The organism is Thiorhodospira sibirica ATCC 700588, assembly GCF_000227725.2.
GTDB lineage: Bacteria > Pseudomonadota > Gammaproteobacteria > Ectothiorhodospirales > Ectothiorhodospiraceae > Thiorhodospira > Thiorhodospira sibirica.
In genome coordinates this window covers 1,829,053-1,854,173 of sequence record NZ_MU255056.1, presented here as the reverse complement: position 1 = coordinate 1,854,173, position 25,121 = coordinate 1,829,053, and the positions used below count along the sequence as shown (strand labels likewise).

The 25,121-nt window shown below is 56.7% G+C and carries 17 protein-coding genes and 1 pseudogene; 14 read left to right on the top strand and 4 right to left on the bottom strand.

Annotation, left to right across the window (positions count from 1 at the left end; all coding sequences use genetic code 11):
• From THISIDRAFT_RS08740 to THISIDRAFT_RS08715, 6 genes and pseudogenes are all read left to right on the top strand, one after another.
• Positions 1-282 (top strand): annotated as a pseudogene (locus tag THISIDRAFT_RS08740) (hypothetical protein); the annotation flags it as partial.
• 168 nt (positions 283-450) lie between these two features.
• Positions 451-4,098: an exodeoxyribonuclease V subunit beta gene (gene recB, locus THISIDRAFT_RS08735; RefSeq protein ID WP_006787253.1), complete on the top strand. Its 3,648-nt coding sequence runs from the start codon at positions 451-453 to the stop codon at positions 4,096-4,098.
• Between the two features lie 675 nt (positions 4,099-4,773).
• Positions 4,774-5,694, top strand: a complete 921-nt coding sequence (locus tag THISIDRAFT_RS08730) for an AAA family ATPase (RefSeq protein WP_006787254.1) — start codon at positions 4,774-4,776, stop codon at positions 5,692-5,694.
• 49 nt (positions 5,695-5,743) lie between these two features.
• On the top strand, positions 5,744-6,688 hold the full coding sequence (locus THISIDRAFT_RS08725; protein WP_040852093.1) for a DUF58 domain-containing protein: 945 nt from the start codon (positions 5,744-5,746) through the stop codon (positions 6,686-6,688).
• A complete protein-coding gene (locus tag THISIDRAFT_RS08720) occupies positions 6,678-8,681 on the top strand; it encodes a transglutaminase TgpA family protein (protein WP_006787256.1) in 2,004 nt (667 codons plus the stop codon). Before THISIDRAFT_RS08725 ends, THISIDRAFT_RS08720 begins: the two co-directional genes overlap by 11 nt.
• 264 nt (positions 8,682-8,945) lie before the next feature.
• Entirely contained in the window at positions 8,946-9,887 is a 942-nt protein-coding gene (locus THISIDRAFT_RS08715) for an Rpn family recombination-promoting nuclease/putative transposase (RefSeq protein ID WP_040852096.1), read from the top strand.
• 140 nt (positions 9,888-10,027) lie between these two features.
• Here THISIDRAFT_RS08715 and THISIDRAFT_RS08710 read toward each other — a convergent pair whose 3' ends face one another.
• A complete protein-coding gene (locus THISIDRAFT_RS08710) occupies positions 10,028-11,167 on the bottom strand; it encodes a LysM peptidoglycan-binding domain-containing protein (RefSeq protein WP_040852099.1) in 1,140 nt (379 codons plus the stop codon).
• 201 nt (positions 11,168-11,368) lie between these two features.
• Here THISIDRAFT_RS08710 and def point away from each other — a divergent pair, with 201 nt between their 5' ends.
• Together def and fmt are read left to right on the top strand one after the other, a co-directional pair.
• On the top strand, positions 11,369-11,911 hold the full coding sequence (gene def, locus THISIDRAFT_RS08705) for a peptide deformylase (RefSeq protein ID WP_006787259.1): 543 nt from the start codon (positions 11,369-11,371) through the stop codon (positions 11,909-11,911).
• Positions 11,911-12,849 carry a methionyl-tRNA formyltransferase gene (gene fmt / locus THISIDRAFT_RS08700; RefSeq protein ID WP_006787260.1) on the top strand — a complete coding sequence of 313 codons (939 nt, stop codon included), beginning with the start codon at positions 11,911-11,913 and terminating at the stop codon, positions 12,847-12,849. Before def ends, fmt begins: the two co-directional genes overlap by 1 nt.
• Here fmt and scpB read toward each other — a convergent pair.
• A complete protein-coding gene (gene scpB, locus THISIDRAFT_RS08695) occupies positions 12,815-13,474 on the bottom strand; it encodes an SMC-Scp complex subunit ScpB (protein ID WP_006787261.1) in 660 nt (219 codons plus the stop codon). The two genes, fmt and scpB, sit on opposite strands and share 35 nt — an antisense overlap.
• Before the next feature lie 32 nt (positions 13,475-13,506).
• Positions 13,507-14,070 (bottom strand): elongation factor P, encoded by a 564-nt coding sequence (efp, locus tag THISIDRAFT_RS08690; RefSeq protein WP_006787262.1) that lies wholly within the window; start codon positions 14,068-14,070, stop codon positions 13,507-13,509.
• A 74-nt stretch (positions 14,071-14,144) separates the two neighbouring features.
• Here efp and epmB point away from each other — a divergent pair, with 74 nt between their 5' ends.
• The 3 genes from epmB (at position 14,145) to recG (ending at position 19,546) form a co-directional block, all read left to right on the top strand.
• Positions 14,145-15,173 carry an EF-P beta-lysylation protein EpmB gene (gene epmB, locus THISIDRAFT_RS08685; RefSeq protein ID WP_006787263.1) on the top strand — a complete coding sequence of 343 codons (1,029 nt, stop codon included), beginning with the start codon at positions 14,145-14,147 and terminating at the stop codon, positions 15,171-15,173.
• Between the two features lie 275 nt (positions 15,174-15,448).
• Positions 15,449-17,335 (top strand): hypothetical protein, encoded by a 1,887-nt coding sequence (locus tag THISIDRAFT_RS08680; protein ID WP_006787264.1) that lies wholly within the window; start codon positions 15,449-15,451, stop codon positions 17,333-17,335.
• A 129-nt stretch (positions 17,336-17,464) separates the two neighbouring features.
• Entirely contained in the window at positions 17,465-19,546 is a 2,082-nt protein-coding gene (recG, locus tag THISIDRAFT_RS08675; protein WP_006787265.1) for an ATP-dependent DNA helicase RecG, read from the top strand.
• On the opposite strand, the gene rsmI is transcribed toward recG, so the two are convergent.
• On the bottom strand, positions 19,543-20,400 hold the full coding sequence (gene rsmI / locus THISIDRAFT_RS08670) for a 16S rRNA (cytidine(1402)-2'-O)-methyltransferase (protein WP_006787266.1): 858 nt from the start codon (positions 20,398-20,400) through the stop codon (positions 19,543-19,545). The genes recG and rsmI overlap by 4 nt on opposite strands.
• A 149-nt stretch (positions 20,401-20,549) precedes the next feature.
• On the opposite strand from rsmI, the gene THISIDRAFT_RS08665 reads away from it, so the two are divergent.
• The 3 genes from THISIDRAFT_RS08665 to THISIDRAFT_RS08655 all read left to right on the top strand — a co-directional run bounded on the left by THISIDRAFT_RS08665 (position 20,550) and on the right by THISIDRAFT_RS08655 (position 25,046).
• Positions 20,550-22,484: a penicillin-binding protein activator gene (locus THISIDRAFT_RS08665; protein ID WP_006787267.1), complete on the top strand. Its 1,935-nt coding sequence runs from the start codon at positions 20,550-20,552 to the stop codon at positions 22,482-22,484.
• Positions 22,441-22,887, top strand: a complete 447-nt coding sequence (locus tag THISIDRAFT_RS08660; RefSeq protein ID WP_418896132.1) for a YraN family protein — start codon at positions 22,441-22,443, stop codon at positions 22,885-22,887. The genes THISIDRAFT_RS08665 and THISIDRAFT_RS08660 overlap by 44 nt, the downstream gene beginning before the upstream one ends.
• Before the next feature lie 548 nt (positions 22,888-23,435).
• A complete protein-coding gene (locus THISIDRAFT_RS08655; RefSeq protein WP_050984879.1) occupies positions 23,436-25,046 on the top strand; it encodes a methyl-accepting chemotaxis protein in 1,611 nt (536 codons plus the stop codon).
• Positions 25,047-25,121: the final 75 nt, after the last annotated feature.

The following is a 25,121-nucleotide window of genomic DNA, read 5'->3' as shown; positions in this document are numbered from 1 at the left end:
CTTCAGGGACAGGGCAAGGGCTACCGCCTGCGGGGTGCCACCCTCACCGTCTGCGAGGCCTTCGACGGCACCATCACCCTCCTGCACCAGGGGCACATCATGCCTTACCGTCTGTTGGCTGAGGGCGAACCGCCCACACCGCTGGATGATGAAAAAAGTGTCCACCACAGCGTCGACCAGGCCAAGGCAAAACAGACCGCCAAGCCAACCTACAAACCGGCGCCGGACCACCCTTGGAGAGGTCGGGGCAACATCACTCCGGCACCAGCCCAAACACCATAACCACGCATTCTACGGGGGACACTTCTGCTTTGCACAAAAGGGGACTTTTCTGAATTGGGTTGACAGATGCGGTAGCGCAATATTTTGCCGGAGTCGTCGCTGGCTGCGTTGCCTTGGGCAAAAAAGCCGTTCCCTTTCCTATCATTATATTTGTGGATGCCGTGCACGATGCTATATCAAGATATTCCCCTTTATGGCAGTGGTTTGATTGAGGCCAGTGCCGGAACGGGCAAAACCTACACCATTGCTGCCCTGTATCTGCGTTTGGTGCTGGGACATGGCGGTGCCAATGCCTTTATACGCCCCTTGCCACCGGAAAACATCCTGGTTATCACCTTTACGAAGGCGGCCACGCAGGAGCTGCGCGAGCGCATCCGGCGGCGCCTGGAAGAGGCCGCCGCCTGTTTTATCCATGCCCAGGCACCAGAGGATCCCGTGTTGCAGACGCTATGGCACAGTTATGACGAGACCGGGCGGGCAGTGGGTGCGCAGCGTTTGCGTCAGGCTGCCGAGCAGATGGATACGGCGGAGATCAGCACAATTCACGGCTGGTGTCACCGTATGTTGCGCGAACATGCCTTTGAAAGTAACCGTTTGTTTTCGCAAACATTAACCGCAGATAGCCATGAGGCGCTGCATACCGCCGTGTGTGATTATTGGCGCACTTTTTTGTATCCACTGCACGGCGAGGCGGCGATGCAGGCAGTGCAAAAGCTCTGGCCAGACCCGACGGCGCAGTTGAAAAGCATGGCATCCTGGTTGCCGCAATTGCCGGATGCGCCGGTACCGCAGACCACAGTGCAGGTACTGCTGGATGCGTATCTAGCCCAGCGCCGCGCCTTTGCCATTGAATCACGCATTCCGTGGGCTCAATGGCTGCCGGAACTGGAGCAGCTATTTGATGCGGCGCAAAAGGCAAAAGCCTTTGATGGGCGTAAATTTCGCGCTAAAGCGTGGCTTGCAAAGATGCGCGCCTGGCTGGATGATCCTGAGCAGCTTGTGCCGGCACAGGGCGAAAAGGAGCGCGAGTATTGCACGCCGGAGGGTTTGAAGCAGTTATGGAAGGATCCGCAACAGGTGCCGACGCATCCGGCCTTTGCCGCGCTGGAGGCCCTCTATGCGCAATACGCCGCCCTGCCAGACAGCGCGCCGCTCCTCAAACAGCACGCCGGTGCCTGGATCAAGGCCCGCATACACCATACGGCGACCCGCCGGGGTGAGTTGAGTTTTGATGAGATGCTGCGGGGGCTGGATCGTGCCTTGCAGGCATCACAGGGGGCCATCCTGGCGCAGCGGCTGCGCTCCCGCTTTCCGGTGGCGCTGGTCGATGAGTTTCAGGATACCGATCCGGTGCAGTATCGCATTCTGGAGTCTATCTATCGCCCGGCGCAAAACTCACCCGATAGCGGCCTGTTGATGATCGGCGACCCCAAACAGGCGATCTATGCCTTTCGCGGTGCCGATATCTATACCTACCTCAAGGCGCGGCGGGTGATGGGTACGCGGTGCTATACGCTGGATTGCAATTTTCGCTCAACCCCTGCGATGGTGAGCGCGGTCAACACCCTGTTTTGGCGCGCAGAACAGCATCCGCAAGGCCGGGGCGCCTTTTTGTTTCGTCAGGGGGCGGATGATCCGCTGCCCTTTCAGAAAGTGGGCGCTCGCCCTAAAGACAGCGTACTGGTGGCAGAAAACGCGCCCCTGGCTGCCCTGCAAATCTGTGAGCTTGACCCCGGTGAGCCACTTTCCGGGACGCACTATCAAACCTTAAGTGCCAAGGCTTGCGCCAACACCATTGCACGGCTGTTGCAGCAAGGCCAGCAGGGTAAGGCCGGCTTTCGTGCATCCGATGGCACACTAAAGCCCATCAGCGCCGCACACATTGCCGTTCTGGTGCGTGATCTGCAGCAGGCGCGGACGATCCGTGAGGCTTTAGCCGCCCGCCAGATTACCAGCGTATTTTTGTCCGATCGCGATTCAGTGCTCACCACGCAGGAAGCCCAGGATCTTTACCATTGGCTCTTGGCCTGTCTTGAACCTACCGATACGCATACCCTGCTGGCGGCCTTGGCAACTCCGACGCTGGGGCTGAGCTGGCAAGCGCTGTGGCAGCTCCAGCATGATGAGCGGCAATGGGAAAATTATCTGGCGCGTTTTCGCAGCTATCGGCACCTCTGGGATAGCCAGGGGATTTTGCCGATGTTGCACCGGTTTTTGGAGGAGATGGATCTGCCCGGCCGCCTGCTGGCACGCATGGGCGGGGAACGCAGCCTGACCAATCTGCTGCATCTGAGCGAATGGCTCAGCGAGGCCAGTGTGCAGGTCTATGGCAAAAAGGCGCTGATTCAGTATCTCTACCGCCATCGGCAATCCGCCAATGAATCCGATGAGGCCCATATTCTGCGCCTGGAAAGCGATGCCGCATTGGTTAAAGTGGTGACCATTCACAAATCCAAGGGGCTTGAATATCCGCTGGTGTTTTTGCCGTTTATCTGCCAGAGCCGGGACCTGGATACCAAACAATTACCCCTGATCTATCACAATACAGACGGTGAGACGGTGCTTGACTGGTCGCCCGATGCGGCGGCGCTGAGGCAGGCGGACCAGGAACAGCTCGCAGAGGATCTACGCCTGCTCTATGTTGCCTTGACCCGGGCGCGCCATAGCTGCTGGCTTGGTATGGCCGCCACCTATCAGGGTCGCGAGAAAAAACCGCATCGTCCCGCCATCGCCTATCTCCTTGGCCAGCCAGAGGGCCTGTCTGCGGAAACCCTGGGCGCACAATTACACGCATTGGCGCACGCCGACCCGGCCATTGCCATCTGCGCGCCTGCCGCCGATACCCAGTTCATGCCCAGCACACCGCCCGCAGCGGATACCGCACTCCGGCCCGCCCGGCGGGTATCTCACGCACTGAATCGACCGGCACGGAGTGTGTCCAGTTATAGCGCCCTGACGCAAGACCTTCATCAGGATGCCACCGAGATCCGCTGGCGTGATGAACTCGCATGGCTGCTGCATCTACCTGATGACATAACCCAGCCCGCCGAACCGCCTGATATCTACGGCGCCCCCGCTAAACTTGCAGGGATTCATGCCTTCCCCCGTGGCCCGGCCACCGGCCTGTTGCTGCATGCGGTGCTGGAAAGCCTGGCCGAAAAAGGCTTTGATCGCTGGAACCGCGCCGATCAACGCACAGCCGCCGAATTACACGCGCTGCTTGCACACCATGCACAGGTTTATGGTATGTCCGATGCCATCAGCCCGCTCACCTCATGGCTTGAGGCTATTTTGCACTGCGAGTGTCACTTTCCGGACGGCAATTCATTCACAATCAGCACATTAGGATCTGGGCAATACCACAGTGAGCTGGAATTTTATCTCAGCGTGCATGGCGTCTCGGTCAAACACCTTGATCAGCGCATCACGCAGGCCATCTTGAATCCTCATGCCCGCCCGGCCTTGCAGGAGCAACAACTGCACGGGCTATGCAAAGGCTTCATTGACTTGATTTTTTGCTGTCACGGTCGTTACTACGTACTGGATTACAAATCCAACTGGCTCGGGCCAAATGAGGCCAGCTACAGCGAAGCGGCCCTGCAACAATGCGTCCTGGAAAAACGCTATGACGTACAGGCCGCACTCTACACCCACGCCCTGCACCGCCACCTGCAAAGCCGCCTGCCCGCCTATGATCCAGCAAAGCATTTAGGCGGCGCGCTGTTCTGGTTCATTCGTGGAATCCACGCCCCCAACCACGGCCTGCTGCACCTAACGCTCCCTGACGAACTCGCCCAAAACCTGCTCAACGGCTAAACCGGGAGCGCGGAGCGGCTGCACCATGGAACGCCGCTCACCCGAGCGGCATAAAAAACACCCCTCCTTTTTAAGAAGGGGTGCAGCAACAACGGCAGGGTGGTTGCAAGCATTTTGCACAAGATCCCTCCTCGTCTTCCGCACTCCAGGACCCCTGTGGAAAACTTTTGCAAAAGTAGCCCAAAATAGTTGAGTAAAATGGTCAACCTGTGGATAACTCGGCCTTTGCCTGTGGAAAAACCTGTTAATAACTTTTTCAAAACGCCCTCAAAAAAAAGTTATTAACAGGAAAACGTGACTTATCCACAGGTTTTTCCACAGGCAAAATAGCGATTAAGTCTTTGATTTTAAATCAAAATACAAAAGTTATGCACAGGCAAAGGCCCCCTCTACTATAAAGCTAAACTTCCCCTGGCTCAGTTTCTCTATCTCTATACTTGTTGTAGTTGGTTTTGTGTTCAAAAAAATTTCGCAGAAATTTTTTTGAACACTTAATAAGGTGTGATTTTTTGCAAAATCAACGCGTTGCAAAAAAAAAGCAAAACCAGCCGCCAAAAAAAAAACGAAAAGCCAAGAAAATCAAAAGCTTGCTAAATATCATTTAAAAACAATTGCTTATGAAAATGCATTTTGGGTTATGATGGCATTAACTAACCACATTGATGAGGTGCCGCTTTGACTGACCATACCGCGATTCAAGATGTCCTGGCACAACTGAACCAGATCATTTTAGGCAAGGCCCGACCCATCCGCCTGGCGCTAAGCTGCTTGCTGGCGCGAGGGCATTTGCTGGTGGAAGACCAACCTGGGGTAGGTAAGACGACGCTGGCACATGCCTTGGCGCGAACCTTGGGACTGAATTTCCAGCGCATTCAATTTACCAGCGATTTATTGCCTGCCGATATTCTGGGCGTATCCGTGTATGTCGCCAACACGCAGCGTTTTGAGTTTCATCCTGGCCCCATCTTTTCCCAGGTGATTCTGGCCGATGAGATCAACCGGGCGACACCAAAGGCACAAAGTGCTTTGCTGGAAGCGATGGAAGAGCAGCAAGTGACTTCAGAGGGCGTGACCCGTTCTTTGCCGGAACCGTTTTTTGTCATTGCCACACAAAACCCGCAAGAGCAGATCGGCGCGTATCCTTTGCCGGAGTCACAGCTGGATCGTTTTTTGATGCGCATTCATCTGGGCTATCCAGATGCCCATGCAGAGCGGGCGCTGTTACAAGGGCGCAGCCGTCGCATGATGATGGCCGAATTAAAGCCCTGTTTGAGCGTAGAGGCGCTTTTAAGGGTGCAGGAGGAGGTGACCCAGCTACATGTCTCAGCGGCGCTGCTAGACTACGTACAGGCCGTTTTAGCGCATAGCCGTGAACCGGGGCGCTATCGCAGCGGTTTATCGCCACGGGCCGGGCTGGCTTTATTACGGGCAGCGCAGGCCTGGGCCTTTATTGATCAGCGGGATCATGTGATTCCTGAGGATGTGCAGGCGGTCTTGCCCGCAGTGGGTGGACATCGCTTGTATCTTCTGGAATCCAGCGGACAAGATAGCACTCACACCATGCAGCAGTTGCTGGAACAGGTGCCGATTCCTTAAACGAGGTTTGCTGATGAAGACAAGCACATCGGGCGGATGGTCGGGGCGGATGGAACAATGGATCATACGCCGTCAGGGGAGTGCAGCGCGTGAGCTGCGCGTGCATCGGCGAGTGCTGTATATCCTGCCCACACGCCACGGGATGCTGTTTGCACTGATTTTAGTGCTGATGCTGCTGGGGTCTATCAACTACAGTAACAGCATGGCCTTTTTGCTGACCTTTTTGCTGGCCGGTCTGGGTTCAAATGCGATGTGGCATACCCATCGCAATGTGGTGGATGTGCGCGTGACACGCATTCCCGCGACGCCGGTATTTGCCGGTGAACGGGCGCAGTTTCGCTATGTCATTCACAATCCCAGCCATGTCATTCGTCGCAATCTTTTCCTGGATCGTAAAGGTGCGCAGACGCAGCGTTGTTATGTTTCTGCACAGGGACATAGCACAGTCAATCTTGAGATACAGACCACACGGCGCGGTGAGTTAAAACCGGGGCCGCTGTTGCTGTATTCCAGTTATCCCCTGGGGCTGTTTCGTACCTGGTCATGGCTGGTTTTCGATGAGGCCGTGTTGGTCTATCCCAAACCCATTGCGCCGACCACGGTGCTTGCTCAGGCAGGCGATGCCAGCGGGCAGCGGACGCAAAGCGTTCTGGATGGCGATGAGTTTTCCGGCTTGCGCGGCTATCATCCGGGGGATGCACCCACCCGCCTGGACTGGAAGGCCTCGGCGCGCACCGGGGCCTTGTATACCAAGCAGTTTGTGCGCGAACTGGGGCAGACGGTGTGGTTTGACTGGCAAGCCTTGCCGATACAGGATGCCGAGCTGCGCTTGTCGATGCTGTGTTATCAGATCGTCGAGGCACATGCTCAGGGGCTGCGTTATGGTTTGCGCTTGCCGAGTGAGGAGATCCCCCCGCACAATACCCCGGCGCATTATCATCGCTGTCTGACTACCTTGGCGCGGTTTCCCGGAGGGCTTCATCATGCCGTCTAAGACCACCAGCGCGCTGCCATTGAGCGAAACCTTGCCGCGTTATCCCAGTGCCTTTGATGGCCTTGCGCTGGCTCTTGCGGTGGCGATGTTGCCCCATGCGCTGAATCAACCGCCCTGGGTAATGGCGGTGGCCTTGCTGGGATTGTTGGCGCGGGTGGTGATCATGCGTCGGGGCTGGCCTTTGCCGGGCCGCATGGTATTAAGTGTATTCGCCATGGCCTTGACGGCGGCGGTATTCTGGCAGTATGGCACCCTGATGGGACGCGATGCCGGAGTGGCGCTGCTGTTGGTCATGACCGGGCTTAAATTGCTGGAAACACGCAGCTTGCGCGATGCCATGCTGGCGGTGTTTCTGGGCTATTTTGTGGTGATCACCAATTTTTTCTACACGCAGGAAATCCCGATTGCGTTGTATATGCTGCTGGCGGTGTTTGTCACCACGGCCGCCCTGATCCGCTTGAATGGCGGGACACAGCCCCCGCCATGGTCTGAGGCAGCGCGCTTTAGTGGCCTGCTGCTATTGCAAGCCATGCCCCTCATGCTGATTCTGTTTGTGTTGTTTCCGCGCTTGCCAGGGCCTTTATGGGCCATGCCCGATACCCGCGAGTCCGCCAAGACAGGGCTTTCGGACAGCATGTCGCCGGGGTCGATCAGTGAGCTGTTGCAATCGAATGCACCGGCACTGCGCGCAAGCTTTGCCGAGGAACCTCCGCCACCGATCCAGCGTTATTGGCGTGGTCCGGTGTTTTGGCATTACGACGGACGTCAGTGGCGTCGTGGCGAAGGGGATGATATTGCGCAGAGCGACACGGTGAGCCGCGATTTTGATGTCAGTTATACCGTAACCCTGGAGCCGCATGATCAACGCTGGCTCTTGGCGCTGGACGTGCCGGTACGCGCCCCGGATCAAGCACGCCTGACCGCAGATGATTATCTCCTCGCGCAGCAGCCGGTACGCCGCTTGCTGCAATATACCGCATATTCGCGCCTGAGCGGTTCCACAGAGACTGTACTCAGTGAGGCGCGTCGTGAGCGGGCCCTGCAATTACCACCGCGCACAGCCCCGCAGGCGCGCAATCTGGCCAGACAATGGCGCAACCAGCACGGGACCGACGATGCGGCCATCATTCAGGCGGCCTTGCAGTATTTCCGCGAACAGCCGTTTTTTTACACGCTACAGCCGCCGTCCTTGCCGGGTGATCCGGTGGATCAGTTCTTGTTCCAGACCCGGCGGGGCTTTTGTGAACACTACACCAGCAGCTTTGTAGTCTTGATGCGCGCAGCGGGCATCCCGGCGCGTGTGGTCACCGGCTATCAGGGCGGCGAATGGAACCGCACGGCAGGTTATCTCCTGGTACGCCAATCCGATGCCCATGCCTGGGCCGAGATCTGGCAGGCCGATCAGGGCTGGGTACGCATTGATCCTACCAGCGCCGTCGCCCCGGAGCGCATCGAGCAGGGCATTCGTGCGACGGTGTGGGATGAGCGTGATTCTGCAAATATCCCGGCGTTTTTGCGTGCGGGGGCGGGTTGGGTTCCGACGTTGCGGCTGCAATGGGATTTATGGCGCGACAGTGTGAATTATTACTGGAATGGCTGGGTTTTGGCCTTTGGCCCGGAAAGGCAGGCAGAACTGCTGCAACGCCTGGGGTTTGAGCGGATGGACTGGCGCGGCATGGTCAGCCTGATGGCCGGGCTGATCGGTTTAACCGTACTGGTGTTTTTGCTCGGTTTTCTCTGGCGCAACCGCCCGCCCCGGCAAGACCCCCTGGCACGGATTTATCGGCGCTTCTGCCAGCGCATAGCGCGTATCGGCATCCACCGCCAACCCCATGAAGGGCCGTGGGATTTTGCCCAGCGGATTACGCAACAGCATCCCGCGTTAAGCGAAAAAGCCCAGCGCTTCACCCGGCAGTATGTCGCTCTGCGCTATGGCCCGCAGCCAGACCCGCAGGCACGAAACCAATTACGGCGCATATTGCGCGAGTTTTAACGTGGCGACAGCTTCCCTGCCTGCGCCGCGTACGTCGCAGGTTGTGGCGGACGCATCCTGCGTTCGCGGATTTTCATGCTGCATCAGGATGATGCCGCCACGTCAAAAACTCTCCCCCTGCCAAGGGGGAGTCCCGCCGCAGGCGGGGAGGGGGTCAGGTTTTAAAGCTTTTTAACCACCCCGGCGCTACGGCCACCCCTCCTTAAAAAGGAGGGGAGTTTTTTGTGGCATACTGACACTCATCCAACCCAAGCAACCCCAGCCATGCACGCACTCCTTGATCCAACCAACGACTACGTCTTCAAGCGCCTGTTTGCCGAGGCGCCTGCACTCTTGGTCAGTCTGATCAACGACCTGCGCCCGGATCTGCCCACCATTGCCCGTGTAGAAGTGCTTAACCCCACCATCACCCCCGATGAACTCAGCGGCAAACACATCATCCTCGATGTCTTGGCCCGCGATGGGCAGGGTGATTGCTACAACGTAGAAATCCAGGTCCGCCGTTATGGCGCCTGGCACCAACGCGGGCTTTACTACCTCGCCCGTACCCTGGGCACCCAACTCAACAGCGGCGAAGACTACCAAGCCCTGCGCGCCGCCGTGGGCATTCATTTACTGGACTTTGACCTGTTCACCGAGACTGCTGAGGAACGTCAGCAAGCCCAATGGCGCTTTGAAATGCGCGACGAAAAACAACCCCACATCACCCTGGGGAACCTCCTGCAACTCAACCTCATCGAACTCAAAAAAGCCGATCGACTGGGCTTAACTGCCAGTCCACTGCGCGACTGGATCACCTTTTTCAAACACTGGCGAGAGGACAGCATCATGACAAAAATCACCCATGAACCGGTACAACAGGCGATGCACCGTATTCGTGAACTCAGTGCTGATGAGGAAGCCCGGCGCTTGGCTTTTGTCCGCGAACGGGCCTTGCATGATGAAGTCTCGTTTCTCAATGAAGCCCGGCGCGAAGGATTGCAGGAGGGGCTGCAGAAGGGGCGATTAGAGGGACGGTTAGAGGGACGGTTAGAGGGACGACAGGAGGGCGAGGAAATTGGCTTGCAGAAGGGGCAACATCTTAAAGCCATTAACACAGCCCGCAACCTGCTGAAGTTAGGGGTACTCACGAATGAGCAGATTGCCCAGAGTACGGGGTTGTCGGTGGCGGAGGTTGAGAAACTGCGCTTGGAACAGCCGCATTAAGGGAAAGAAGCGGCCTTAATACCTGCGAAAATAATGCGGCGACATCTCGAAGATGCCGCCACTGGGGAGCGCCGGGCACCCGCCCGGCATGTTTTTATGCGGAGCTGGGGCTCCGCGCTCTCAGGAAGAGGGTTCTTGGTTCAGGGGCTGCGCACTTTGTCGCCTTCACGGATGGGCAGGGTGGATTCCATGATCAAGGCGTAGCTGACTTTTTCAAAGGTGCGAAATACCATCAGCAGGCCGGTGCGTTCATCGGGGAGGGTGACGCTGCTTTCGCCGCTGGCATAGGGGTCACGGATCACCCGTCCGGCGTGATAGCTGGCGAAGACGTGGCCTTTTTCGATGCCGTCGCGTTCGCCGCGATTGATGACGGCGACCTGGAAGCGGGCTATCTGGCTGATGGCATCAAACAGGGAAATCACTACCCCCTCGGTATCCTGCGGCGGGCGCTGGGGCATAAACAGCAGGTTTTGATGGGAGTCTTCCAGTTCCAGCAGACGATCACCCTGCAGGGCTTCGCGGTCACTGCGTGACAGTAATACGGTGGCCGGATCGCCGCTGCGGGTCAGTTCTGCATCGCCGACCGGGATGGCTTCCCGGCCTAGCAGTTCTCCGCTGTCGGGATCATGCAGGTTCTTGCCGATGCGAAAGACGCCATAACGTGAGCCGACGCGCTGTTCGGCATCCAGCCCGCGCACGTAGACGTTATCCCCGGCGCCAAAGACCATGCGTTCATCCATGGCGGCGAGAATGTAGGGCGCTTGCTTGAGCTGTTCTTCGGCAACGACGCGGGGATAAATCAGAAACTGGTGGATGCTGTGGATGGGCGCTTCCTGGTCTGGCAGTGGTTCTATCCGCACCTCGGGTGAAAGGCGCACGGTGGGATAGCTTGCGGGGCGTTCGGCAATGGCGACGTGTGGGCTGGCGTCCTGATAGTAAAGGACCAAGACATCACCGGGATAAATCAGGTGAGGGTTTTTGATGTGCGGGTTGGCGACCCAGACCTCGGGCCAGTGCCAGGGATTTTGCAGGAAGGTTTTGGCGATGTCCCAGAGGGTATCGCCACGTTTGACGACGTAGTGCCTGGGGGCTTGCGGGTTTAATGTGATGACTTCTGGCGGATGTTGCGCCGTGGCTGCGGGTGGGGGTAATCCCTCGGGCACCGGGTCTAGCGTATGGCTGTGCAGCGTATCGGCAGTGGTGTGTTGTTCATCGGGCGTCAGTGCGCAGCCGGCCAGTAATCCGCTGCTTAACAAGACGATGATGACGAGCCTTTGCATAAATCTCGACACAGATGTAGTCAACATTCCTTTTTTCCCCCTAAAATAAAGACATCAATCAACCCAGACAAAGCGATATTACGATCGCGCCAATATACCCGTCTCATGCCGCTTTGTGTGATCGCTTGAACCATCACAGTCAAGCCAAGTCATTCTAGTAGCGTGCGCCGTCAAATCGCAAATATGAGGAGTAACCCCGGCATGGCCATTTATGAAATTTTGCATTTTCCTGACCCCCGTCTGCGCCAGAAAGCCAAACCCGTGCAGGTTGTCGATGCCGAGATTCAACAACTGGTGGCGGATATGTTTGAGACGATGTATGCCGCCAAGGGCATTGGGTTGGCGGCGGTGCAGATCAATGTGCCCTTGCAGGTGATTGTGATGCACCTGAATAAGGAAGGTGAGGAAAACCGGCCAATATGTTTTATCAACCCGGAGATCATTCACCGCGAAGGCACGATGCCATGGGAAGAGGGCTGTTTGTCGGTGCCGGGTTTTTATGAAAATGTACAGCGGGCAGAGCGCATCAGGGTACGTGCCCTGGATCGGGAAGGCAATCCCTTTGAGCTGAATGCCGACGGTTTGCTCGGGGTGTGCATTCAGCATGAGATGGATCACCTCAACGGTAAATTATTTGTGGATCATCTGTCGTTTTTGAAGCGTTCGCGCATTCAAAGCAAGCTGCAAAAGCAGGCACGCTTGGGCCAGCTGCCTAAGCTGGATGCCCAAAAGCAGGCCAGTTGATGAGTACGCCTTTACGTATCGTCTATGCGGGTACGCCGGAGTTTGCCTTGCATGGCCTGAGTGCTTTGCTGGCTTCAGCGCATGAGGTGGTGGCGGTGTATACCCAGCCGGATCGTCCTGCCGGACGCGGGCGCCAGCTCACCCCAAGCCCGGTCAAGCAGATGGCGCTGGCGCATGGTTTAACGGTGGAGCAGCCCGTGAGCCTGAAGGCGGAGGCCGCTCAGGCCCAGTTGCGGGCTTATGCGCCGGATTTAATGGTGGTGGCGGCCTATGGGCTGATTTTACCGCCAGCCGTGCTGGCCTTGCCGCGCTATGGCTGCATCAATTTACATGCTTCCTTATTGCCGCGTTGGCGCGGTGCTGCCCCGATTCAGCGGGCGCTGTTGGCCGGTGATGCACAGACCGGCATTACCCTGATGCAAATGGCGGCTGGGCTTGATACCGGCGAGATACTGTTGCGCCTGCCCTGTGCCATTGAGACCACCGATACTGCGCAAAGCCTGCACGACCGTTTGGCAAAACTCAGTGCGCAGGCGCTCATGCAGGGGTTGGAGGCCTTGCAGGCGGGGACGCTGACCTCGGTGGTGCAAGATGATAGTCTGGTGACCTATGCGGCCAAACTCAGTAAAGCCGAGGCTTTACTGGATTGGTCCTTAAGCGCGGTGGAACTGGATCGCTGTGTGCGTGCATATAATCCCTGGCCGGTGGCGTATACCCGTTGGCAAGGCGAAAATCTGCGTATCTGGGAGAGCACAGTGCTGGATACCCAGGCATCGCCTAAGCCGCCCGGTCAGGTGCTGACAGAATCCGCCAACGGGATTGATGTCGCCACCGGCCAAGGGGTTTTGCGCATCACGCGACTGCAATTACCCGGTGCCAAAGCGCTGGATGCCAGTGAGTTTATCAAGGGGCATTCGCTGCTGGGGGTGTGCTTTTGAGCGTTTCCTCGGCGGACTCCTCCGGCAGCGGCGTTGGTGCTGCGTCGGCAAGGAGCTGTTCTACGGCGTGCTCTAGGGCAGATTCTGTGTCGGTTTCGCCGGGCAGAATGAAATCGCTTAAAGGCGGTAATTCGTCCAGGCTTTGCAGGTTGAAATAATCCAGAAACTGGCGGGTGGTGGCATACAGGGCCGGTCGCCCTGGGACTTCTTTATGACCGACCACACGCACCCATTCGCGCTCCAGCAGACCACGGATAATGGTGGTGCTAACGCTGACACCGCGAATATCTTCAATTTCTGCGCGGGTGATGGGTTGGCGATAGGCAATCAGTGCCAGGGTTTCCAGGAATGCACGGGTGTAGCGCGGCGGCTTTTCCGCCCATAGGTGGGAAACCCAGCCGCTTAAGGATTCCCTGACCTGAAAGCGATAGCCGCCGGCGACTTCTTTAAGTTCATAGCCGCGTGACTCGCATTCCTGCATAAGCGTAGTTAGGCTGTGTTTGATGGCGCTGCGTTCGGGGCGCTCGTGGTCTTCAAACAATCCTTCCAGTTGCTCGATGGAAAGGGGGCGTCCGGCGGCCAGCAAGGCCGCTTCCACAATTTTTTTTAATAGATCGGCGTCCATGGATACTCGCTAACCTCAGGTAAACCCCGGGTTTAGGCGCGGGAGACGTATTCGCCCGTGCGGGTATCAATGCGGATGGTTTCCCCTTCGTTGACAAACAAAGGGACTTTGACCACCGCGCCGGTTTCCAGTTTGGCGGGTTTGCTGCCGCCGGTGGCGGTGTCGCCGCGTACCCCGGGATCGCACTCAACAATGCGCAGTTCTACAAAATTAGGCGGGGAAACGCTTAAAGGGACGCCGTTCCATAAGGTGACGGTACACAGGTCTTGTTCTTTGAGCCACTTGGTGACATCGCTGATCAGCTCACCGGGGACGGCGTGTTGTTCAAAGCTTTCCGGCATCATGAAATGCCAGAATTCACCGTCACTGTAGAGGTACTGCATATCGGTATCGACCACATCGGCGCCTTCCACTGAGTCGCCGGATTTGAAGGTTTTATCCAGTACCCGTCCGGTCTTGAGATTGCGCATCTTGACGCGATTGAAGGCCTGGCCTTTGCCGGGCTTGACAAACTCATTTTCGACGACGACATAAGGGTCGTTGTCCAGCAAAATTTTTAAACCGCTTTTGAATTCGTTGGTACTGTAGGTTGCCATGCTGTTGTCCAGAATGCTCGGAGTCTTCCGATGGTTGTAAATGCCCGCAGGACGGGTGATCAAATAGGGCGCACATGATAACCCGATTAGCCGATGCACAACAGATACGCGCTCAATGGCCACGGCTGTTGGCCCAGGGATGGCGTGATCCACAGACGCTGCTGCGTGCCTTGCAGCTTGATCCTGATTTATTGCACGGCACTCAGGCAGCGGCGGCGCGTTTTCCTTTATGGGTGCCGGAGCCTTTTGTGGCGCGCATCCAGCTGGGCGATCCGGCGGATCCCTTGTTACGTCAGGTGTTGCCGCAGGCGCTAGAACTTGATCCTGGGCCTGTGGGTTACGAGACAGACCCCACTGGGGATCAGGCCGCCACGCCCTGTGCCGGAGTGGTGCAAAAATATCAGGGGCGGGCTTTGCTGTTGGCGACGGGGCGCTGTGCCATGCATTGTCGCTATTGCTTTCGGCGCTATTATCCGTATCCGCCGAGTCTGGTAGAGCCTGAGCAGCAGCGGCGCGTATTGGATTATTTACAGCAGCATGAAGCGATTGAAGAAGTAATTTTAAGCGGTGGTGATCCTCTGGTCTTGCCAGATCACCATTTGGCCCGCTTCGTCAAACGCCTGGAGCGTATCCGCCATCTGCAACGGTTGCGCATTCATACCCGCGTGCCGGTGGTGTTGCCGCAGCGCGTGGATGCCGCGCTGCTGGCTTGGCTCGGCGCGGGGCGTTTAGAGCGGATGATGGTCTTGCATATTAATCACGCCCGCGAGATGGATGCACCGGTTGCGACGGCCTTGGCGGATTTACACGCGGTCGGGGTGCGTCTGTACAATCAAAGCGTATTGCTGCGCGGCGTCAATGATCGGGCCGATGTATTGATGAATCTGAGCAAGACGCTCTTTGCCCATCGCGTAGAGCCTTATTATCTGCACCTGCTGGATCGGGTCCGTGGCAGCGCACATTTTGAGGTCAGTGTGGACGAGGCGCGTAGCTTATTGGATATATTGGCACGGGAATTGCCTGGGTATCTGGTGCCGCGATTGGTGAAAGATATTCAAGGACAGTCAAGTAAAACAATGATTTGCCGCACACATTTTGTGTAAAATAGAGCCTTTGGCATGGATCGCCGCTGGGAGCGCGAAGTACCCGCTCCGCATCATGGATCGCTGCTCACCAGAGCGGCATAAAAAAGGCTTTGCCTGTCGTTTAGGCAGGTGGCGGTGTGTCGCTATCGGGACCTTGCTTATGTGTCAGGACACCGTCATCGTGCTGCGGGCATGCGTGTTTGGTAGCTTGGCATGAATATTCTTTGGCAGCACGGCTTTTTCGTACGTGTTGGCTTTTCTCTTAAAACGCATAATATCCCGGAGAATGCGCTATGTTTGTCACCGTATCTGCTTATTTTGGTTTTGCTTCGCGTGAGCTAACACCGCAGCCGCGCCATGTTAAGGCGTGGCTCAAGGCGCTGCCCTTGGCAGATATTGGGGAAACCACGCGCCAATTTTTTCATGGCTTAACCCAGCTCAATCAACAGCCAGCAGACCCCAAGGACCGCTTGAAGTCGATGGAGGCGATGCAAGGCATTTCAGCCATGGTTCTTGATCGCTTGCAGCGCCATTTTGTCAATCGTACCTTGCCTTTGCCATTAAAAAGCCGGCAAGTGGTTGAATTGTATGATGAATTATTGGAAGAAATCAGTGCAGGCTATCGCAAGGTGCTTGAAGATGCCAAGGCGTCTAAACGTAGCTTAAGCAAGGCCGATATGGCGCTCACCATCTTTCGGGCGATGCAGCCCTTATGTCGGCTTTTATATAATGCGGCACGCTTATATCGTCCGGCTCCTATTGGGCTTTGGCAAAAATTAAATGCCTTGTTTGCCTTGGCCGAGCAGCATGGGCTTTTGCAGATCACGCTGAAAAGTGGTGATAAAAAGACCAGGACAAAGACCACGATTGCCGAGACTTATTTTGCCGTGGCCCTGCTGTTTTTGGCGCGTCCGCTCAGTCTCCGCCAGGGTGAGGCCGAGCTATTGATCGGTTTTTTGCAAAAACATGCGCGGCAATGTGTACTCAATCCCACGGCCACGCCAGATGCACAAGGCAGGCTGTATTTGATTGATCTGTGTGAAGATCGCGCTCCTTTTTATATTATTGCCAGTGACATCAAGCTCACCGAATCCATCCGCACCTTTTCCCCCGCCAAACTGGTGCAATTTTTACACGATCACTTTCAAAATCATCCGCGTGAATCATCGCTGGATGGGCTGAATCGCGATTTGGCGGAGCGTATCCTGGTCGCCTGGATCAGTAAAACCAAGCGCCAATTTAGCCGCTTTGAACGCGAAGAAACCGTTGATGTGGTCATTGGGCTGGATGCCATTCATGCACACCTCATGAACACAGCGAGCGTTCCAAAAGATTCGGCGCAGCAAAACGAGGCGCTATCTGATAAACCCGCAGCGAATCCGGCGAATGCCGCGCCTGGTTTTGCGCTATTGGATAATGATGCGCAATACGAGGCCGGGAAAACCGGTTCAGACTACTATATGCAGTTTGTCACTGGCGGGATTCAAACCGAAGACGCGGATACCTGGGAGGCAGTTTTTGCAGGCAAGGTCAGCGGGATGTCGCTTGATGGAAGTATTAATGTTTCATCCAAGCCCTTAGGGTTTGGGCAGTATCAATGCAAAGAGGGCGTTGAGTGTTGGAATGTCTTGGACATCAGCGTCGGTGGCTTTCGCCTGCTGTGGAATAAAAACGAGGCATCAAGAGCTCAGGTTGGGCAACTGATTAGCTTTGCCCAGGATTTTATCAGCACCCAGGAAAATGACGAGCACGAGCATACCGTAAACTGGACGGTGGGTGTGATTCGCTGGATCACTTTTACCGAAGATAAACGTCTGGAACTGGGCGCCCAAACCCTGGCGCCCAAGGTGGATGCGGTGTTAGTGCGTCATGCCTTAAACGAAGATGAGCATGGTTATGGTGAGCAGTTTGCTGGGCTGTTGTTTACCCCGGCGCCAGTTGCGGAGCATCCTGCCACCATTGCCCTGCCTTTGCATAAATTCCAGTCTGGCGATAAAGTCATGTTTTATAAAGGGAGCGAGCCAGTACATGCCAGCCTTGATAAGGAATATGCGCGCTATGCACTGGTTTCGCAATTTACCTATACCTTGCTGAATCAACCCAAAGCAGAGCCTTCCCCGGCGGCACAAGCAGAGGAAAAAGCGCAGCAGCGCTTTGCCACTATCTGGGGCTCCATTTAATCATGCCATGTCATGGATCGCCGCTGGGAGCGCGGAGCTAAAGCTCCGCATCATAGATCGCTGCTCACCAGAGCCGCATAAAAAAAGGCTTTGCCTATCGCTACGATTTTACCAAGCGACAGCCGGAGTATGTCCTCTGCTGATCCCCGCGATGCCCATTTAAACGCGCTGCCGCCAGAGGTTCCCAGCACGCAGCGCGCCCAATTGGCACGGCTGGGTATTTATAGCTTGCTGGAGGTGTTGTTTCATCTGCCGGTGCGCTATCAGGATCGTACACGTCTGACGCCCATTCGTGATCTGCGACTGGGGGATCAGGCGATTGTGGAGGGGGAGGTGCAACACAGTGAGGTGTTGCTGCGTAGGCGGCGCATGTGGGTGGTGCGCGTGTTTGATGGCACTGGCTATCTGGTCTTGCGGTTTTTTAATTTTAGCCAGGCGCAGCAGCAGGGATTGTGCCAAGGCACCCGCGTGCGCTGCTTTGGCGAGATCCGTCGCGGCTTTCGCCATCCCGAGATCATACATCCAGAATATCGCGTGCTCGGTTCGGCCTCGCTGGAGGTCGATGACTATTTACGACCGATTTATCCCGCCACCGAGGGTCTGACCCAGCGGCATTTACACAAACTGACTGACCTGGCCTTAAGTCAATGTACCACGCTGGTTGACTGGCTACCGCCGCAGGTGTTGGCGGCGCATGGCTTTCCTGCATTAGCCGAGGCCCTGGCTACAGTACATCGCCCTGCCCCCGAGATTCCGCGTCAGGTGCTGCTGGAGGGTCGGCATCCGGCGCAGCGGCGTCTGGCCTTTGAGGAATTACTTGCGCATCACCTGGGGTTTTTGCAGCTGCGGCAATTTACCCAGCGGCAACAGGCGCCATCCATGCGTGTGCCGGGAGCATTGTGGGCGCAGCTGCTGCAGTGTCTGCCCTTTCGGCCAACGGCGGCACAACGGCGGGTGATGGCCGAGATTCTGGCGGACATGGCGCGCCCACAGCCGATGTTGCGGCTGGTGCAAGGGGATGTTGGCTGCGGCAAAACCCTGGTGGCCATGGCCATCTGTCTGCATGCGGTGGAGGCCGGTTGGCAGGCGGCGGTGATGGCGCCGACGGAATTACTCGCCGAACAGCATTACCGCTATTTTCACAGCCAATTAGCACCGCTGGGGATTGAGGTGGCGTGGTTGGCCGGCAAGCTCACGGCCAAGGCCCGCCAGCGCAATCTGGCCGCGATTGCCCAAGGTCGGGCCGCGATGGTGATCGGTACCCATGCCTTGTTTCAAAGTGATGTGCATTTTGCCCGGTTGGGCCTGATCGTGATTGATGAGCAGCATCGTTTTGGGGTGCATCAGCGACTAGCGCTGCGCGAAAAAGGGGCGTATGCCGGCGCCTTGCCACATCAGCTGATCATGACCGCAACGCCCATTCCGCGCACGTTGTCGATGACTGCATACGCTGATCTGGATCATTCCATTATTGATGAGTTGCCGCCGGGGCGCTCGCCGGTGAAAACCGTCGCCATCAGTGAAAGCCGCCGCGATCTGGTGATTGAGCGCATTCGCGAGGCCTGTGCGGGTGGGATGCAGGCGTATTGGGTGTGCACCTTGATTGAGGAATCGGAGCACCTGCAATATCAGGCAGCGGAGCAGACCTTTGCGTTGTTAGCCTCACAGCTGGTGAATTTACGCTTGGGGCTGGTGCATGGACGGATGAAGGGGGCGGAGAAAGAGGCGGTGATGGCGGCATTCAAGCAGGGTGCGCTGGATGTGTTGGTGGCCACCACCGTGATTGAGGTCGGGGTGGATGTCCCTAATGCCTCGCTGATGATTATTGAAAATGCCGAACGCCTGGGGCTTGCGCAGCTGCATCAATTGCGGGGCCGGGTGGGGCGAGGCCGCCGCGAAAGTGCCTGCGTTTTGTTATATCGCTCGCCGCTGAACGACCTGGCCCGCGAGCGCCTCGACACCCTGCGCCGGAGCAATGATGGCTTTGAGATTGCGCAGGTGGATCTGCAGCTGCGCGGGCCGGGTGAGGTACTGGGCACCCGGCAGACGGGGGTGGTGCAATTTCGCATCGCCGATATTTTGCGTGATCAGGATTTGCTCGATGCGGTGCGTCAGGCCGCTGCGCTGATCTGGCATGACTATCCCGGACATGTGGAACCCTTGATCCAGCGCTGGTTGGGAAGCGTAGAGCAGTATGGACAGATTGGCTAAGTCAGCTGTTCGGATTTCAGGCTAATGGCATGGGCATACAGCACATTGCGCGGTGTATCGCTCATCTGCGCCACCAGGGCCACGGCTTTTTTCAGCGGCAGCTCGGCCAGCAGCAGCGTGAGCCACTGTTCCGTGTGGGGATCGAGCGCATCAATGTGCTGCGGCGGTGCGCCGGCCACCAGGATCACGAACTCACCGCGCTGGTGGTTGGGGTCTTGCTGGAGCCATTGGCATAACTGTTCCAGCGGGCCATCCACCACCTGCTCAAAGGTTTTGGTCAATTCCCGCGCAATGACGGCATGGCGTGTGGTGCCAAAGACGCTGCACAGATCATGGATGGATTCCACGATGCGATGTGTGGACTCATAAAAGATCACGGTGCGCGTCTCTCGTTCCAGCGTCTGGAGATGGCTTTGGCGCGCTACAGACTTGGCCGGTAAAAAGCCTTCAAAGACAAAACGATCGGTAGGCAGGCCGCTAACGCACAAGGCGGCCATGGCGGCATTGGCACCGGGTACCGGACGGATCACAATCCCAGCCTGACGGGCGCCTTTGATGAGACGATAACCGGGGTCACTGAGCAGCGGGGTTCCGGCGTCGCTGACCAGCGCAATCTGCTGACCATGCTGTAATCGCTTGATCAATCCAGGCGTGGCCTGCTCCTCATTATGTTCATGCAGGCTCAAGCTTTGCTTACTTAGGCCGAAATGAGATAGCAGGCGGGCAGTATGGCGGGTATCCTCCGCCGCAATCAGATCAACCTGGCCAAAGATCTCCAAAGCGCGTGGGCTGAGATCGCCGAGGTTGCCGATGGGCGTTGCAACAACATATAAAATGCCCGGTAGATTTGACACGCTGATAGGCCTTAAGATACTTAAAAAATCAATGTCGATCCGAGGATCAAGCGTTTGCGTGAGGCATGGCAAAGGTACATAGTATAAATACCTGGTCGCCTGTTTCGCTACGCATGGGTCTTTAGCGAAAGGACATCTCAGGGGGTATTATGAAGTTTGCCAGTCAGTCACGGTATGTGCTCTGTATTTTATGCATTGTAGGGCTATTGAGCGCCTGTACGCTACCCAAGGTTCCCTCGCCAGCGGTGGTTGATCTGCCGCGTGAACAGATCGAGGCGCTGCAGGCGCGGGGTGATCGCCTCGGCGCGGCGCAGGCCTATCTGGATGTGGCTTCCCGCTATCGCCCCCCGCTGCGCCAACAGCTTGAGCTGGATGCCATTGATGTGTTGGTGTATCCAGAGATCACCGAGGTCACAGAGCCCTGGATTGTACGCACTCTGGCAGATATTGACGTGCGTACCCTGGATCGGGAGGCCCGCGCCCGGCTTTTATTATATCGCGCAGAACTTGCCTTGTATCGCGGCTATCCGGAATGGGCCTTGCAACGCTTGCCGCTGGGTCTGGATGATGTGGCCGCGCCGTGGCAGCTTAAAATCGGTGCCACTCAGATCAAGGCCCTCAAGCAGCTCCATCGCCATGTGGAAACTGTCGCGGCGTATCAGGCTCTGGATCGTTGGCAGCCAAATCATGAGGCCCTGGCGCAACATCATCAGGCCTTGTGGACATGGCTGCAATCTCTGGACAAACCCACCCTGGAAAGCGCCGCGCAGCAGGCCGGTTCAAGTACGGCGGCGGGTTGGCTGGAATTGGCCTTGCTGGCGCATAGCCGCCCGCGTCCGAGCATGGGTGAGCAACTGATTCATCAATGGCGGATGCGCTATCCCGCACATCCGGCAGAGGCTGAATATGTTGCTCTGCTGCGTAAACAATGGGCTGAAGCGCCGGTTTTGGTGCAATCGGTAGGCCAGAATATTGCCCTGCTATTGCCGGTATCGGGGCGTCTGGATGCCGCCGGCAATGCGATTCTTGAAGGGATCACGGCGGCCTATTACGAGTTGCCCGAGGCGCAGCGTCCCACCTTGAAGGTCTATGACACCGCCGCGCAAGGCAGTGACATTGAGACCTTATATCAACAGGCCGTTGAGGAGGGTGCTGGCTTGGTGATTGGTCCGCTGGAACGTCCCGCTGTGCAATGGCTTGCAGAACAACCAGGCTTGCCGGTGCCGACCCTGGCCTTAAATCGAGCGCAAGATGGTCGTGCGGTCTCCAATCTTTATCAATTTGCCTTGAATCCTGAAGAAGAGGCCATCCATGTGGCTGAGCGGGCAGCGGCACAGGGTTATCGCAATGCGGTGGCGCTGGTGAGTCAGGATGCCTTGGGTGAACGCCTGCTCAGCGCCTTTGCGCAACGTTTCCGCGAACAGGGTGGCCGATTGTCGGCGATTCAGCAGTATGCCCCGCAAGAAACCGATCTGACCGGGCCGGTCGTGATTGCCTTGGGGATGGCCGACAGCCTGGAGCGTTATCGCCAGCTGCGCGGTTCCGATCTGCAACCGCGCGCGGATATTGAGATGATCTTTGTTGTCGGCGGCCCGGCACAGGTGCGCTTGCTATATCCGCAACTGCGTTTCCATCGAGCGCACCATTTGCCAGTGCTGGCAACCTCGCAGGTGTATTCGGGGATTCCTGATAGCGCGAGCAATGCTGACCTCAATGGGCTGGCCTTTGTCGAAATTCCCTGGCTGATTGAGGAGCTGGGCTTGCGTCAGGATCTGCGCAGCGGGTCCGATTTCACCGCCACAGCGGCCTATAATCTGCCGCGTTTATTTGCCTTGGGCTTTGATGCGATGCGCCTGTCGGGTGAATTAGCGCGGCTGCATCAGCAGCGCAGGCCCTTTGAAGGATTGACCGGGCGCTTGCAGGTGGATCTCCAGGGCGTGGTGCATCGCCAGCTCAGTTGGGCCAAGTTTAGCGGTGGTCGTGTGCGCCCCATCGACGCACCCGATGTTGAGCCACGTCTGATGGAGGATGCTGCCGGTGGTGCGCTTGAAGACGACACAGCCACGACGCCATCGCCGGATTGATGCGGCGCTGCGCTTCATTAAAGGCTGCTTAGCACGCCGTCAGCCTGCAGATGCGGCAATGACGGCACAGCAGCGCCAGGGACAATGGGCAGAACAGCTCGCCAAGCGCTATCTGCAGACCCAGGGGCTGCGCTTTATTGAGGCCAATTATCGCTGTCCGGTAGGTGAGATTGACCTCATCTTTAAAGACCAGGCCGTGCTGGTGTTTGTAGAGGTGCGCAGTCGCAGCACGGCAAGCTTTGGCAGCGCATTTCAATCGGTAGACCGGCGCAAGCAAAAAAAACTGCAAGCAGCGGCTTCCCATTATATAAGGTGTCATGCTCATGCGGGGCTGGTGCGCTTTGATATAGTGGCGATAGAGGCCGATGGTCAGCTTAAATGGTTTAAGCGCGCCTTTGCCTGAGCGGTGCGTTGATGGCGCGCCCTGCGCTGCTATGGTTTTTAGGCTGCACTGGATAGATTACGGCAGCCTTTGTTGTGCGTAGGATTTTTCCTACGCACACTTCGGAAAACTCCTACAGAAAACGGGGGTATTGCGGGTTTGCAGGTCGCGCTGGCCTTGTTAATCTATACCCAGCTCACCAAGGAGGTTGATGCATCAAGGAATACAGGGAGATTGATGCGCTTAGGGAGATGCAAGGAGATCGTACACCAGGGAGGTGAGTGCTAACAGGGAGTTGCTTACGAGGTAAACATCGCTCCGGGATGGATCTTGGTTTACCTCACCCCCTCTCATTATCTATACCTTCTTCTGCGCGTTCCTTAAGCCCGATCAGTTCAATCGCTCAGCCCACATGGGCTTGATAGTGTCTGTTTGGGGCCAGTACATACAGCATATATGGCTGCTATACCTATACCTTAGCCCTAGCGCATAATAAATAGCACAATACACGATCTGCAATATATCAACGCCCGATAGAAGGGGGATGCGTGAAACTTAAGTGGCGCTTAATGATTTCACTGATCTCAGTGAGTATCCTGGGGTTTTTGTTTTTTACCGCAACAGCCTATCACACCCTGCGCCATCACCTGCTTCAGGGCGCTGACAAGCGCCTGGAAACAGCGGCTTATGCCGTGGCCGAATGGTTCCCACCCGAGTATCACCGTGCCATTACCGACGCCTCCTCTGTCGCACCAGAACAGTTTTTAAACGATATCCACCGCCTGTCGCGTTATGTGCAGCGTATCGGCCTGGCCTATGTGTATACCTATATGCTGTTTGATGGCCGGGTAGTTACTACGGCAACCTCTGCCACCATTGCGGAATTACAGACCGGGACACATGATCGGTTTTTTGAGCATTATGAGAGTGCTCCAGAGGTGTTATATGCGGCATTCGCCGACGGACAAGCCCGCTATGTGACGTATGCCGATGATTATGGTGCCTTTCGTTCGCTGTTTCTGCCGTTGGAAACCGGTGATGGGCGACGCTTTATTATTGGTGCCGATATTGACCTGGACTATTTGCAGGCACATCTGCGCCGCTTATTGTGGGTCTCTATCGCCATTGGCGCCGGGGTGTTTATCTTGATGGTGGGAGTGATTGGCTGGCAAAGCTACTATGCGGTATCCCATCCCCTGATGCGGCTGCAGACCACCTTAAAAGAAATTGCCAGCGATCTTGATCTGTCACGTCGCATGGATACGGCGCGCAAAGATGAGATCGGCGATACGGCGAACGCATTTAATCAGATCCTTGAGGCATTTGATGTGGCACTCAAAGAGCTGGTTGCCACGGCGGAACAATTAACCCATACCGCCGGGGAGCTCTCGCAGTTAAGTCATGCAACCAACGGCGATTTAACCCAGCAGCAGGCGCAGATTGCCCAAGTGGTCACCGCGATGCAACAAATGAGCACCACGGTCGAGGCGGTCGCACGCAGTGCCAGCGAGGTTGCCGGTGCCAGTGAGCATGCCGATCGTCAGGCGCAGACAGGAGGGCGGCGGGTACAATCCGTGGTTGCGGCGATGAATGCCTTAGCGCTTGAGGTCAAACGGGTGGGGGAGGCGCTGCATACCTTGGATCAGCAAAGTCAGGCCATTGGCAGCGTACTGGATGTGATTCGCGGCATTGCCGAGCAAACCAATCTGCTGGCGCTCAATGCCGCGATTGAAGCCGCCCGTGCCGGTGAGCAGGGGCGCGGTTTTGCCGTGGTGGCCGATGAAGTGCGTACTTTAGCCTCGCGCACACAACAATCCACGGCCGATATTCAGGCCATGATTGAAAACCTCCAGACAGGAACCCAGCGTGCGGTAAACGCCATGCAGCGAGGTCAAGAGATGGCTCAATCCACCGCCATTGAAGCCCAGCAAGCAGGGCAGGGACTGGAAGCTATTATGGCTGCAGTCAGCCAAATCCGTGATATGACGGCGCAAATTGCCGGTGCCGCAGAACAACAGTTTCAGGTCAATGCCGAGATTGAGCGTAATCTTCAGGCGATGCGCGAGATCACCGTAAATACGCTTGGCGGTGCCACGCAAACGGCAGCCTCCAGCAAACAGCTGCTGAGCACCGCAGATCATGTGCGCTGCTTGCTGTCGCGGTTTCATCGCCGCGTGTAACATAAATTTAAAAAAAAGCTTGACCCGTGACACAAACGCTATATAATGCGCCGCTCTTGTCAGGGAACAGGTCAA

Excerpts from the sequence above, each read along its gene's own strand:
- recB (WP_006787253.1), top strand. The coding sequence starts at position 451 with ATGCTATATCAAGATATTCCCCTTTATGGCAGTGGTTTGATTGAGGCC.
- THISIDRAFT_RS08665 (WP_006787267.1), top strand. The coding sequence starts at position 20,550 with ATGAAGTTTGCCAGTCAGTCACGGTATGTGCTCTGTATTTTATGCATT.
- THISIDRAFT_RS08715 (WP_040852096.1), top strand. The coding sequence starts at position 8,946 with ATGCACGCACTCCTTGATCCAACCAACGACTACGTCTTCAAGCGCCTG.
- fmt (WP_006787260.1), top strand. The coding sequence starts at position 11,911 with ATGAGTACGCCTTTACGTATCGTCTATGCGGGTACGCCGGAGTTTGCC.
- efp (WP_006787262.1), bottom strand. The coding sequence starts at position 14,070 with ATGGCAACCTACAGTACCAACGAATTCAAAAGCGGTTTAAAAATTTTG.
- scpB (WP_006787261.1), bottom strand. The coding sequence starts at position 13,474 with ATGGACGCCGATCTATTAAAAAAAATTGTGGAAGCGGCCTTGCTGGCC.
- def (WP_006787259.1), top strand. The coding sequence starts at position 11,369 with ATGGCCATTTATGAAATTTTGCATTTTCCTGACCCCCGTCTGCGCCAG.
- THISIDRAFT_RS08680 (WP_006787264.1), top strand. The coding sequence starts at position 15,449 with ATGTTTGTCACCGTATCTGCTTATTTTGGTTTTGCTTCGCGTGAGCTA.
- THISIDRAFT_RS08710 (WP_040852099.1), bottom strand. The coding sequence starts at position 11,167 with ATGCAAAGGCTCGTCATCATCGTCTTGTTAAGCAGCGGATTACTGGCC.
- THISIDRAFT_RS08720 (WP_006787256.1), top strand. The coding sequence starts at position 6,678 with ATGCCGTCTAAGACCACCAGCGCGCTGCCATTGAGCGAAACCTTGCCG.
- recG (WP_006787265.1), top strand. The coding sequence starts at position 17,465 with ATGTCCTCTGCTGATCCCCGCGATGCCCATTTAAACGCGCTGCCGCCA.
- epmB (WP_006787263.1), top strand. The coding sequence starts at position 14,145 with ATGATAACCCGATTAGCCGATGCACAACAGATACGCGCTCAATGGCCA.
- THISIDRAFT_RS08725 (WP_040852093.1), top strand. The coding sequence starts at position 5,744 with ATGGAACAATGGATCATACGCCGTCAGGGGAGTGCAGCGCGTGAGCTG.
- THISIDRAFT_RS08655 (WP_050984879.1), top strand. The coding sequence starts at position 23,436 with ATGATTTCACTGATCTCAGTGAGTATCCTGGGGTTTTTGTTTTTTACC.